The organism is Helicobacter sp. L8 (assembly GCF_003660355.1).
In the GTDB taxonomy this organism is placed as follows: domain Bacteria; phylum Campylobacterota; class Campylobacteria; order Campylobacterales; family Helicobacteraceae; genus Helicobacter; species Helicobacter labacensis.
The window spans coordinates 77046-90125 of the sequence record NZ_QXQR01000001.1 but is presented as its reverse complement, the minus strand read 5'-3'; the positions used below and the strand labels follow the sequence as shown (position 1 = coordinate 90125).

At 48.1% G+C, this 13080-nt stretch carries 7 protein-coding genes and 1 pseudogene; 1 reads left to right on the top strand and 7 read right to left on the bottom strand.

Translation table 11 applies throughout. The features are described from left to right. Positions 1–30 precede the first annotated feature (30 nt). Together EAO37_RS00405 and EAO37_RS00400 are read right to left on the bottom strand one after the other, a co-directional pair. Positions 31–654 (bottom strand): restriction endonuclease subunit S, encoded by a 624-nt coding sequence (locus EAO37_RS00405; RefSeq protein WP_120950894.1) that lies wholly within the window; start codon positions 652–654, stop codon positions 31–33. Further along, a pseudogene (locus EAO37_RS00400) lies at positions 647–2238 on the bottom strand (type I restriction-modification system subunit M). Before EAO37_RS00400 ends, EAO37_RS00405 begins: the two are co-directional and overlap by 8 nt. A 980-nt stretch (positions 2239–3218) precedes the next feature. On the opposite strand from EAO37_RS00400, the gene EAO37_RS00390 reads away from it, so the two are divergent. Continuing rightward, positions 3219–3614 carry a hypothetical protein gene (locus tag EAO37_RS00390; protein ID WP_240451664.1) on the top strand — a complete coding sequence of 132 codons (396 nt, stop codon included), beginning with the start codon at positions 3219–3221 and terminating at the stop codon, positions 3612–3614. On the opposite strand, the gene EAO37_RS00385 is transcribed toward EAO37_RS00390, so the two are convergent. The 5 genes from EAO37_RS00385 to EAO37_RS00365 form a co-directional block, all read right to left on the bottom strand. After that, positions 3565–3918 (bottom strand): restriction endonuclease subunit S, encoded by a 354-nt coding sequence (locus tag EAO37_RS00385; protein ID WP_240451663.1) that lies wholly within the window; start codon positions 3916–3918, stop codon positions 3565–3567. The two genes, EAO37_RS00390 and EAO37_RS00385, sit on opposite strands and share 50 nt — an antisense overlap. Before the next feature lie 195 nt (positions 3919–4113). Continuing rightward, on the bottom strand, positions 4114–8061 hold the full coding sequence (locus EAO37_RS00380; RefSeq protein WP_120950890.1) for an N-6 DNA methylase: 3948 nt from the start codon (positions 8059–8061) through the stop codon (positions 4114–4116). A gap of 76 nt (positions 8062–8137) precedes the next feature. After that, positions 8138–10495 carry a hydantoinase B/oxoprolinase family protein gene (locus EAO37_RS00375; protein WP_120945158.1) on the bottom strand — a complete coding sequence of 786 codons (2358 nt, stop codon included), beginning with the start codon at positions 10493–10495 and terminating at the stop codon, positions 8138–8140. 9 nt (positions 10496–10504) lie between these two features. Beyond that, a complete protein-coding gene (locus tag EAO37_RS00370) occupies positions 10505–12646 on the bottom strand; it encodes a hydantoinase/oxoprolinase family protein (RefSeq protein ID WP_120950888.1) in 2142 nt (713 codons plus the stop codon). Between the two features lie 9 nt (positions 12647–12655). After that, on the bottom strand, positions 12656–13075 hold the full coding sequence (locus tag EAO37_RS00365) for an acetone carboxylase subunit gamma (protein WP_120945154.1): 420 nt from the start codon (positions 13073–13075) through the stop codon (positions 12656–12658). Positions 13076–13080 lie beyond the last annotated feature (5 nt).

Below are 13080 nucleotides of genomic sequence, written 5' to 3'. Positions count from 1 at the left end.
GGGCATGGGTAAAATCATAAGACTCAAGACTTACCCCCCCCCCCCCCCACTGGGATCACGCCCAAAGTCTAAAAGCGCATTGAGGTAGTAAGAATATTGTTTTTTTCTAGCTGTAAGCTCTGCTGTAAGCTCTGCTGTAAGCTCTGTAAAGCAATCAAGAATAGTTACTATTTTCTCTTGCACAGGCAGAGGGGGGAGGGGGATGAGAAAATCGTCTGTATTTTTAACCTTTAATTGTGGGATTTTAACAGCACTCATTTTTGCTAATTTTTGAAAATAGGGCTGTTGGCTACAAAGATAGTAATACAAAAATTTCACTACCAGCCTGTCTGTTTTGGGCGTATAAGACCAAAACTCGTTTTTATGAGAAAAGGGGCGGTTATAGTATTCAAAACCTATGTATCCCCTTGATTTTACAATGACGCTTTCATCTGTAATAATGTCTTTTTTTGGAATACTCTCAAGTGGGACATCTGCCCTAGTCGCCCCCCCTGCAAAAATCCGCACAGCTCCACTTTCTACATGTAAGTTTTTCATCTGTGTGGCGGTTATATTTGTGCCAGCATTACGCCTACAAATCTGTTTAATTGCCACCCACTCCACCCCATTAGGGGCATGCTCTTGTAATAACTTCTCTAGGGGGTGCTTAGGCACTCTCTAGCCCTGCAATGATGGCATCTAGCCCCTCTCTTAGGGCTTGTTGCCTTGCCACTATGGCGGCGATTTGGCGGTTAAGCTCTGTGATGTCTAAATCTTGGCTCTCCTCTTTGGGGTCTAAATAGCGACTCACGGATAAATTATAGCCATTCTCCCTAATTTGCTGGGAGGGCACTAAAATAGAGAAATGCGGGCATTCTGTGCGTTTCTCATAGACTTCTAGGATTTTGGCGATGTTAGCCGGGCTGAGTTTATTTTTTGTGTCCTCCTTGATACACTCCATCGTGGCATCGATGAAGAGAGTCGCATCGTCCTTTTTATTTTTCCTCAGCACTAAAATACAGGTGGCGATGTTGGTTCCAAAAAACAGATTATCCCCCAAGGCGATCACGGCATCCACAAAGTTACGATCCACCAAGTATTGGCGGATTTTTGCCTCAGCCCCACCCCGATACAACACGCCGGGAAATTGCACAACCGCGCATGTGCCCCTAGGGGAGAGCCAAGAGAGCATGTGCATCGTGAACGCCAAATCCGCCTTAGCTTTGGGGGCAAGCACGCCGGCTGGCGCAAAACGCGATTCGTGGATGAGCAGCGGATCGTCATCGCCCACCCATTTGGTGGAATAAGGCGGGTTAGAAACAATGGCATCAAAGGGTTCATCGCTTTCATGTTTTGGGTCTATGAGGGTGTCCCCGTGGGCGATGTTGAATTTATCGTAGTCAATGTTGTGTAAAAACATGTTCGCCCGGCAAAGATTGTAAGTCGTGGGGTTGATCTCTTGACCAAAAAAGCCTTGTTTGATGTTCTCTTTGCCTAAAATCTTGGCAAATTTGAGCAAGAGTGAGCCACTCCCACAACAGGGGTCGTAAACTTTATTGATGTCCTTTTGCCCATGGAGGACCAGCCTAGCCAAAAGCTCGCTCACCTCTTGGGGCGTGAAAAACTCGCCCCCACTCTTGCCCGCGCTGCTGGCATACATGCCCATCAAAAACTCGTAGCATCCCCAAAGACATCGATCCCGCTCTCTTGGTAGCCGCCAATTTGCATGCCCCCCACGGCTTTTAAAAGGCTGATGATTTTTTCATTTTTCTCTTTAAGGCTTTTGCCCAGTTTGTCGCTGTTCATGTCCAAATCTGCAAAGAGACCCTTAAAATTCTCACACGCCCCCCCCTCTAAGCTAGAGGCTTCGATGTTTTGGAAGATCTGGTTTAAGGTGGTGTTCAGGCTGTCGTCTTTATCTGCCCTTTTAAGCACATTGCTAAAAAGCCCACTGGGCGGGATGAAATAGCCCTTTTCTTCTAAAAGTGCCTCTTTAGCCATCTGCGCTTCTTCATCCTTTAAGGCGGCGTAATTAAAGTTTGGGTCTAGGGCTTGTTCGTTGGCATTGATGTAACTTGTGAGATTCTCCGAGAGATAGCGGTAAAAAATCATGCCCAAAATGAATTGCCTAAAATCCCAACCATCCACCGCTCCGCGTAATTTATCCGCGATGTTCCAAATGGTTTTAAATAACTCTGTGCGCCCTGTTTGGGGGATTTGGTTGTTGGTTTGCTTTGTTGGTGTGTTGGCTTCTTGCATGAAATCCTCAAAAAAGGGGCTATTTTAGCACATATTATGGGTTTTTGTTATATATGACCCCAATCCCCAAAAATCGCTTCCAACCCCCCAAAACCCATAGTTTGCCACTAACCTTGCGCTCTATGACCCCTTAAAATCGCTCTAAACGCTATATTTGATTTAGGGCTTTGCTTCACTTTGCTTGACAAGACAAAAACAGGCACTTTTGCCTAAAAACTCCAAGCACTCTAAACAAACAATCCCATCCACTTCTCAAAGCTCCAAAAACTCTCAATGCAAGACCCAAAAAGCCATTTTTTGAGCGATTTCTAGGCGCAGATCGTTTTTGTCATCTTTCCCTACACTTGAATGCCCTTTCTAGCCCCCTAGAAGGCTCTACAATCGCAACAATACCACCAACCCATACCCTACACTCCTCCACCTCTCCAAAGCGTTGTACGGGCTTTTAAACGCTATATCTGCTCTACCCCTCTTTTCACAAACCGCGTTTCTCCCAAAAACTCTTGAATCATCCATTCTGCTATCTACCCTTTCTCTTCACTTCAAAAGCCCTCTCTTGGGGGTTTGGGGGCTTGCCCCCAAGAGCAATATGAATGCCAAGCGCAAGCTTGGCTTACCTAGCGATTCACCACGATCTAGCAAAATTTCTCGTTTTTTTTTAAGCAAAGCTCGCGCATGCGCGCGCGGGTCCCGCGCATTATGCGCGCCCGCGCTATGCGCGCATGCGCATGCGCATGCAGGTTTTTAACCCTTTTTAAAAAGCGTAGCTTTTTTAACCTTTTAGGCTTTTTTTGTTTTCAAGTCCCTGTGGCAGGGACTTCGCGGTCGGGAATTTTTGACTAACATGGAGTAAAATCCGCATTGATATAGAGTAAAATCCGCATTGATGATAGTATTCAGTTGAAATCCTATTATTAGTATGGTAAAAACTCAAGTTTTGTTTACCTTGTATTAAAAAAGATGAAATTTTAAGACAATCTATGCCCTTTTTACTTTGGATGGGCTTACTCTTTCTCCCTCTATTGGCAAATCCCATTGACAAGATACAAGCCTTATATGGGCACACACACCCTCCCTCTTTGCATGCCTTTTTGACAAACCTAAGTCCCCAAAGACAAGAAATAATCCAGCTAGCCAAAAGTGTTGCCATCCCCATCTTAAAGCAATTCAAGGCAAACACCCCCAAAGAGCGCGCCATGCTAGAAGCGATGCATCTCTTTAGCGCGCTCATCCTTTTAGAGCTTATCAAAGAATCCATGCCAGATGATCCCAAAGTGCCCCAATTTAGCAAGACAGCCACACAAATTGCTTTAGACTTTTCACACATTAACGCATTTCTCTATGCCCCTTTTGCAACTCCAAGCACATGGGATTAACCCTTTTATTATCCACAAGAAGCGTTAGGTTTCTCTGCCAAGACCTCAGGGAATCTCTTTGGCACTGATATCCAATTTGGTTATAAAAAGTTGTGTCAATGGGATAACAATCTTTTTCTATATCAGTTACTTTACCAGCCGAGCCCTTACGCCCCACGATAATGCAAGGGGCTTTAACAATGTAGGTATCATGATAGCCGACAATCCCATTTGAGCCCACTACGGGATATCCGCCCGCCCTTCTTTTGCCCTCTTGTAATGCCTTGCCATATTCTAGGTTAAGCACCTCCCCTAACTTTTTCATCTCCCACCCCTTAGCCGGTGCCTTAGGCAAAGCGTTGATCAAATTTTCTAGCGAGTCTTTAGCTAGCCCGGTGTGGGTCAAAATGGCTTGTAAAAGGGTTTGGTATTTTGTTTTAGCCTTTTGCTTGCTTTGGATTTGCTCTAAGATTGCTTTAAGTTTTTGCGATCTCTCTCTCTCTCTCTCTCTCTCTCTTTGCTAGCTACACCTAAGAAACTCCTTTAAAATCTCTTGTTCTTTGCCCTCTAAGGTGGCGATCTCTTGATCTAGGCGGGTGATTTCTTGCTCAATGTGGCTTAGCACGCTTATAATTTGCTCTTGGGCTTTTAGGGGCGGTAGGGGGATTTTAAGGGCGCTCACTCTTTGGATTGAGGCGCGCAAATTACGGCAAAAGCCCACTTCTTGCCCCACTTGTTGGAGACTATAGCGTAAGATTTGTGCCTTAATGTTAGGCTCAAGGGGACGCAACACCCCGCAATGATCAGTGGGGTAAAAGGGCGTGTCTTTGGGCATGTAGGCAGTCATCCAATCCCCATCAATGCCCCACAGCACGCAATCGCTTGCATAATCTTTTAAAAGCTCTTGATGGGTAAAGCCAAAGGGCTTTGACACATTGGCACTATAAACGGGGATTTTGCCCTTTGGGTCTAGCTCGCTGTCTAAAACCCGCTTGCCAATGCTTAGACTAAATTTATTGGGGTCGCTTAAAGAGATTGTTTCCCATCCCCCGCTTGGTGGGGTGGGTAGAGTTTTTAAAAGCCCTTGTAAGTCTGTGCTGACCTCCAAGGCTAGCCCTCTTAAAGACTCTAAAAGGCTCTCTAAGGTAACGCCTCGCCCCTGACAAACCCCACAACGCTCTAACACCGCTAAAATCAAGGCTTGGTATTGCTCAATCCCCATGCGGATTTGCTGATATTGCTTTTCTACCTTAGCACACTCGGCGATGATTTGCTCTTGCACTTGGAGGGGGGGTAGGGGGATAGCAATATTTTCAATAAATTTTTTAGCGATATTTCTCAGGGCAATCCCTTTAAACCCCGCTTCTAAAAGCTCTAAATGGTGGCGCAACACAAGATAAACATACCTTAAACGCACAGCGGGGTTAAGCCCCGTAAAAATATAGGTGTGATCCGAGCTTGCAAACTTACCCAACACATAATGCACATTAGCACTCCCCCCATCGCCTATCACCAACGCCTCCATATCAAAGTCATGCGCCTCGCATTTATACACCTCTAAAGAGGATTTATAAAAATCAATCGTGCCTTTTGGGTTTTCAAATGAAGCGGGGCGTTTGCCCTTACCCATACTCTTTAATACCTCCCCCAACTTCACCAATGCATACCTACACCCCGCAAAGGGGTTAGCCCCCTCAAGTTTGGGCGTTAAACTGATCGCCAAATCAAACACCCCTTTAGAGAAGTCTAACATCTGCACTAGGGGGCTGGTGTAAAGCTGGTAGCCCTCCTCTTCTTGGTATGCGGGGGTTTTAGCGTTTTCAAGCACGGCTTGCATAAAGCTTTTAAGCTTATAGGCAAGCTTGCTCGAATCATTAGGGTCGCTAGGGTTATACAGCGGGGTTTGGATGTGTTTGGCAGATTGGATATTGCTCAGTGTTTGGCTCTCTGTGTCCTGCGTGCTAGGTGTGCTGGTGTATTTGATCCCCTCATCGCCCTTGCGCTTGCTCCAATCATAGCCCAAAAACTCCACAATCTTAGCCTTATTGCTCCCACTGCCCAATTTATCCGGGGGGCTTTTTAAAATCAGCACCTCTTCGCTCTTAATATTGGCAAAGGCGCGCATTTTTTCTAGCTCTAGGGCGTGCATTTGCTCTAGGGCTTGGGCTAATTGCCAATCTGCTAGGCTTTGCTCACTCTGCTGGGTTTTTCTTTGCGCCTCAGTGGGGGTTTTGCGCTTAAAAATCTTGGGCTCTTTGGCGTTAAAGTCGTCTAAATATTCTTTAAAGCCTAAGGCTTGGGCTAAATGGGGGCTTAGGGTTTGCGTGGCTAAGAATGCCTTAAAATCCTCTAGGGGGTAATCTCTAAAGGCGCAATAGTGCTCTAAAAGCGCGTTTTGGGCAAAGTCGCCTTTTAAGTTTGCGCCCTCAAAGCGCGCCTTTTGCAAGGCATTTAGCAAGTCTGTGCCGTATTTCTCCACCTTTTGGGCGTATAAAATAATAGTCTGTGTGCCCGTGCTACCAAAGGTGCGCGAATTGAGCTCCACAAGGCAAAGGGTTTTAAAATGCTCGAGCAAGAGGGCGCGGGTTTTTTCATAAATCCCCCCTTTTTGCAACACGCTCACGGGCAAGATGAGCGCGCATAGCCCCCCTTTTTTCAAAAAAGACAACGCCCTTTCTAAGAAAAAGCATTCAATGGCGTTGTTGTTTTCATAGCTCTTAGAGTCGATGCCCTGACTTAGGGTGAATTGGCTAATCACCGCCTGCTCTAGCGTGCTTAAAAAGCCCTTGACAGAATAGGGCGGGTTGCTAAGGATCACATCAAAGCTTTCTAATTTAAAGGGCACAGAGTGGGGCTGTTGGATCGTATCTAGCGCGTCTTGAAAGATGATTTGGCTTTGACTCTTGGGGTTGTGAAAAATGCACGCCAATTTAGCCACCTTAGAGAGGTCTTTATTTTTCTCAATGCCATAAACTTGTGCGTCCTTGTAACACGCCATCATCTCAGTGAGAAAATGCCCTGCCCCACAGGCAAAATCTAGCACTTTGGGGTGGCTTGGCAGGGGGGGCAAAGAGTGGATGATAAAATTTGTGATAGGTGTGGGGGTGAAAAAACGCCCCTCCGTTTGGTGGATGTGCTTGTTTAAAAAGCCCTCAAAGAGATCGCCTAAGAATTGGTTGTGTTCGCTTTGGCTCAAGTAAAAATTTTCGATCAAGCCTGCCACCTGCACCAACACCTTAAAATTGAGGTAAAACTCTTGCGCGTTCTCCACCTCAATGAAGTTAAATTTTTTGATATTGAAATACTTTTGTTGATCAAAGATGTCGTCTAACTTTTCTTTAAACTTGCCCTCATAACGCATGGCTTCTTTAAAGAGATCCCCAATCGCGCTTTTTTTGACATTGATCACCTCTTTGTTAAACAGCTCTTTAACCCCCATTTCATAGAGATTTAAAAGCCGATCGCAATAGGCAAAGGGGTTATCGGCGATCACGCCCTTATAGGTGAATTGCAAGTCATGGGGGTTTTTGATCTCATCGATCACCTTACACAAAAACAAATCCACCAAAATATAAAAGCTGTTTTCGTAGTTGCCAATGGAGTGGTGGCGTAAAATCGTGGCAAAGGTGTTGTAAATGCCACTAATTTGGCTAGCAGACACCACAGATAAATCCTTGAGGCTGTATTTTTCCTTGCCAATGTGGTAGGCTTGGATGTCCTCTTCAAAGATGCCCTTTGTGGTGGAGGCGTTAGAATAGGTTTGACTCCACACTTCAAAATAACTTTGGGCGTTGGCGTTGGTGGGGTCGGCAAAGGCGCGCAATTTCTGACTCTCTTTGCGGTCCTTGTTGATACGCTGTAGGTGCTTTTCATTGTCTAGGGTGCAAACCAAACGCATTTCATAGGTGTGGGCATCGGCAAAAGCCAACAAGCACAGATAGGGGACTTTATGCACGGCGTAATAGCTAAAGAGTTGCCCGCCATTTTTTTGCGTGTTGTTCCACTCCTTGCTAAACTCACCCCCATAGGTTTTATTCTCAATGAGCACAAGGGGTTTAAATTCTTGATCGAGCAGTAAAATATCGCCATAGACTTGCTGGTTATGCCCGACTTTAAAGGTGGGCTCTAAAATGATGTGCTCAGGGGCATAGCCCTTTGCTAAGAGTTTATGCAGTGCCACTAAACAGACAAAATTTTCATGGGCGCTAAAATTGGTCGTGGTGTTGCGGTGGATGATAAAGCCCGTGCTAGGGTTTTTCTTACTTGGATAATCCCCCTCCTTAAAATTTTCATCTTGCGGGGAGTAGGTGATGCTTTTGGCGTTGAAATCCACGCTGATTTTGGCATGGTTGCCGTAGGTGTGGGTGAAAAGATCGCCCTCTTGGGTGAAGTTTAAACCTTGGAGGACTTCTTTTAAATTGCCTGCTGTGATCTTGTTGTCTGCTGTACTCTTGTCTGCGCTAATCATCAAACCCCTTGTATGAAAAAAGGGTATTGTAGCTTAATTTTAAGCTAACGCAAGCCCAAGCTGGGCTTGCAAAATCCTAGACCAACTTAGGTCTAACTCCCCCCTCGTATTTGATCTCTAACTCCTCAACCCGTTTTTCTAGCTGGGCGATTTTGACGACATGGCGATTTGGCATCACCACTAGGGGGATGTCTTTGAGCTTGCCTTTAATGCGTTTGGGTCCGTGGTGATCCCACACGGTGGCAATCAACTCTTCAGGGTTGTCCTCGCCCCAAGAGCCATAATAGTAAAGGTCTTTGGGCGGTTCGTCCTTGACATGTTTTTTGACAAATTCATCATAGGGCAGTCCCCTTTTTAAGCGGGCTTTGCGCTCATTGGCGCGCAGCTGGGCGGTGGCTTGCTCATCCACGACAAAAGTTTCTTTGTCCCAAACCACTTTGTAGATGTTGGAGGCGACATGTTCAGAGATGCGCCCGATTTGTAAATCCTCCATCACCATCTCAGGATCGCGCTCGAGCACATCCCCATAACCCCCCCCACAGCCTTGGGCAATCATGTAAAGCTCGCCCTCTTGGGAGCGGTCAAATTGCAAGCCCATGTGGTAGGTGGTATAAACCCCCCCTTTAAAGGGGCGTTCATTCATCACGCGCTCCATTGAGAGATCAAACTCTTCGGGGTTTTTCTTAATGATCTCAAAGATATTGATCCCCTTAACCATCGCTAGGGGGTAGGTGGCACACCCATAGCCCCCAAAGAGCCCGGGGACACTAGAGAACTTCGCCCCAGAGGTAACCGTCATAAAGCCCCATTCGGGGGTGTTGCGCGCAGCCACAATCATCTCATAGCCCATCCCCCCTCTATACTTGCCAAAGCCCTGATTGTCGCGCACCACGCGCTTACTCACCAGTTGCAAAAAGGGCACTTCTTCTTCCATCACCTCTTGTTCGCCAATGTCTGCCATCGCACAGAATAGGGGCGCGACTGCATCCTCGCCATCTCTAAAGGCTTTTGCCCCCCCGCCCATGCCATTCAAATCCGCGCACAAGTTGCCCACCTGCTCGCCATGTTGAGTCTCCCCACCCCATAAAAAGTCGTTGATTTGGTTAAACCAAGGGGCTAGGACATTGGCGTATTTGGTGTGCATGGAGAATTGCAATTTGGCATAAGCGATCTGCAAAGCGCTAAATGCCCTAAAGGAGGCTTGCAAATTTTGTCCATTGGGCGCGTCATAAGAGCAATCCCCCCAAGTGCCCTCATCGGAGATGATCTCAATGGGTGAGAGCGCCCCTGTAGAGCGGGGCAGATCGGGCCACCAGTGATTTAAGATCGCTTGGGCAAAGAACGCCTTCGTGGAGGCTAGGGGAGAATTGATGGCGCGGTTGATGATCTCCTTGCCAGAGCCTCTCAAATCCACAGTCATGTGATCGCCCTTGACTGTGATCTTGCAGGCAAATTTGATCAAGATATTTTCTTTGAGTGTGGAGTCGACAAATTGCTCCACGGTTACCATGCCATCGGGCATGGCAGCGATACGGCGGCGCACTTCGTTTTCCACATCCTCCACAGTCATGCGAATTGCCCCCACAAAGGCATCGATGCCATATTCATCGATCATGCGATCCACAATGTCCATCACCCGGCGCACTGCTCCCATTTTGACCTTAATGTCGGCGAGCATCAACTTAGGATCGCGCGTGGAGTGTTGCAAAAAGGTGAGCAAATCCCGGCGCAATTTGCCCCGCTCGACAATTTTCATAGGACTCCCGCGCAAGCCATCATCAAAGGGGGTTTCAGAGCCAGAGGGCATCCCCCCGGGCTCACATGCCCCATTTTCGCCCTCGTGGATGGTCGCGCCCACCCAAGCGATGATCTCTCCATTGCGAATTACCGGAGTGAGCATGGATTGATCGGTGTTATGCACGCACCCAAAGCGCGCGTCATTGTGGAAAAAACCATCCCCGGGATGAATCCCCACGGTGGGCTCATCTTTCCAATACTTCATGATGTAGCGGATGGGGTGGTGCAAGACAGCGGCAAAGGCGATCACACCCCGATTAGACATGTAGCACACATCCCCGCTAGAAGTATAGACCGCTACGGATAAATCCGCCCATTTTGCCCCCGGAGCTGCCCCCATGCTCTCACACATCTCAAAAGCTTCATCTAAAGAGCCACTTAGGCGGCGGCGAATCCTATCATAAAGCAGAGGATTACCCCCTTTTTTAAGCACCTCCTCTTCTAGGGGAGTGCGTTTAGCAATAGAGTGGTGGCGCATGATGGCTGGATCGGGACCTAAAAAGAGGGTGGTTTCGTTCATAAAATCATCCACCCACGCTTGTTCCTCCGCGCTGAGCTCCTTTTTAGGGGCGTGTTCGTGGTGGCTGTGGGCATGGGGGTGTTTGTGGGCTTGCACATGGGTTCCTTGGTTTTGCATGTTCTCTCCTTATTTAGAATCTACTCCGTCTTTTAAAAGCCAAGCAGCACCTTGAGGCGTGGGTTCTACGCGCCAATTTTTCTCAATCAAGTAGGTGGTGCTCTTGGTGGTGATGATGGCAGGTCCGTGGATGACATAGTTAGCGTTCAACACGCTCTCATCGTAAATAGGGGTTTCAATGGGTTCTTTTTCATCCACATAATACACCTTGCGGTGGCTCTTAGCGCTAGGGATTGTGCGCTTGTGATCGCTGTAGAGCTCTTTAAAATGCACCACATCGGTTTCAATGAAGGTTGCCACCCGCACGGTTTGCACGCGCACGCCCGCCTCTGGGGCTTCTACCCCCTTACCATAGCGTTTAGCATAGACATCTGAGAAAGTGCGAATCGCGCGCAAGACATCACCCACATGGTTAAAGCGGTTGATGTCCAGCACGACAGAGGTGGTAACGCGTTGGTTGCCATAGCGCATGTCCATTTCCAAGCGGTGTTGCACGCCTGAAATGTCATAACCCTGACGGCGTAAATCCTCCTTGCCCCGTCTTTCTAGCTCCTCGATATACTCGTTCATGCGCTCGTATTCATCAAAGAGTTTGCGCTCAATGGGCTCGTAAAGCACGATGTAGCCACTGCGCTCATGGATGTGCAGGGGTTTCATATTGCCCGCCCCAAGAGCTGAGAATACAGACGCAAAGGGAGGGAAGAGAATTTTACTAATGCCCGCATGGTAGGCAATCCCGCAGGCATGCAGGGGTCCATTACCCCCATAAGCCACCATGGTGAATTCATCCACATTGCCCCCGTTTTTTCTAAGCTCCATTTCAATGCCAATTGCCATTTGCTCATCCACGGTGCGCTTGATGACCTTTGCTACCTCGATCACATCCAAATCTAGAAAATCGCAAAGCTTATCTTCAATGACAAATTTGGATCGTTTGGGGTTGAGAGGGATCACCCCATTGGCGTAATTTTCAGGATCCAAATAGCCTAGGAGCAAATCCGCATCGGTTACCGTAGGGTTAAGTCCCCCGCGATCGTAGCAAGCAGGTCCGGGGTCAGAGCCGGCACTCTCAGGTCCGATTTTAACGGCTTTGTGGATGCGATCGTAGGTGGCAATCGACCCCCCTCCCGCTCCTAGTGTGTTTAAGTGAATCATAGGCAGGGTTACGAGCCAGCGGCAGATCACAGGCTGGAAGTCGTAGTGCTTGACCCCGCCTTTGGGCAAAATCCCAATGTCAAAGGAAGTCCCGCCCATGTCCATACAAACCACATTGCCAATATCTGTAGTTTCTGAGAGGTGCTGGGAGGCACTCACCCCACTCACAGGTCCAGAGTGGATGGTTTGCAAGCTATCTGTGGAGTTGCTCTGTGCCATCCCCCCGCTGTTGTGAATCACCAGCATGGGCTTGCCATACCCGCTATCGCGCAGGTTAGAGCTAAGCTGGCTTAGGGCGTGGAACATGATCTCATACAAAAAGGCATCAATGATGGTGGTGTTGGCGCGCACATATTCGCCCTTACGCCCTGAGACTTGGGAGCTTAAAATCACCGGGATAGCCCCTAGTTCGTGGGCGGGGTATTCTTCTAAGATGGTTTCTAACACCAATTGCTCATGGCTAGGATTCTCTGTGGCGTTGGTGAGCGCGACTACAATGGCTTGTGCGCCATTATCCACCAAATCGCGCACCTGTTTGCGCACATCCTCTTTTTGCAAAGGGACTAAAATTTCGCCCACGCTATCTACGCGCTCTTTGACTGAGCGCACCATACGCCTTGGCACGATGGGGTCGGGGCGTTGGGCATTGGGCATATTGCCCTGCTCGGTAACATCTAGCCCCTCCCCATAGCCCTTGCCTCTTGAAAGGTGGATGGTGTCCTCAAAGCCATGCGTAACAATGGCTCCCACTCTAGGACCCTTGCCCTCAATGAGGGCGTTTGTGCCCAAAGTGGTGGCATAACGCACGCTATCCACCTCTTTTAACACCTGCTCACGGGTAAGTCCCGCCATCTTGCAGGCGTTATCTAGCGCGGCATTAAAACCCAAAGAGAGGTTATGGTGCGTGGTTAGGGATTTAGATTCAATGTAAGTCCCATCCCATGCAAAAAAGCAATCCGTGAAAGTCCCACCAATGTCTACAGAAATGCGTTTCATGCCAGCTCCTTATTTTTTGTCAAATTTGGCGCGCAAATCCGCTTGGGCGTTTTCCCCGGGACCATAATGCACGCTGGTTTCTGGGTCCTCCCCAATTTCTTGCCAACGCCTTTTTAAGTCGTCAATGTCCCAGAGCATGTCAATGGTGGGGGGGTAATGGGGGGGGACATACTCGGTTTCAATCTGGGTCCCACAGGTGGGGCAGTAGTATTCATAGATCCGGCAAAATTTGGGATCGGGGGAGAAAGTGTATTGGTAGCGTTTGGGGTCTAAAATGGGGGGGTGAATCTCCTCGGGGTTGCGATCGTAAATGAGAGTGCCTTTTTTATAGGTGTCTCTAGCATCCCCAAAGTCATGCCCACACACACGGCACAGCCACCTTTCACTATTGAGATCGATCATCAAGTATTCTGTCATGGGAACGCGCATGGTTT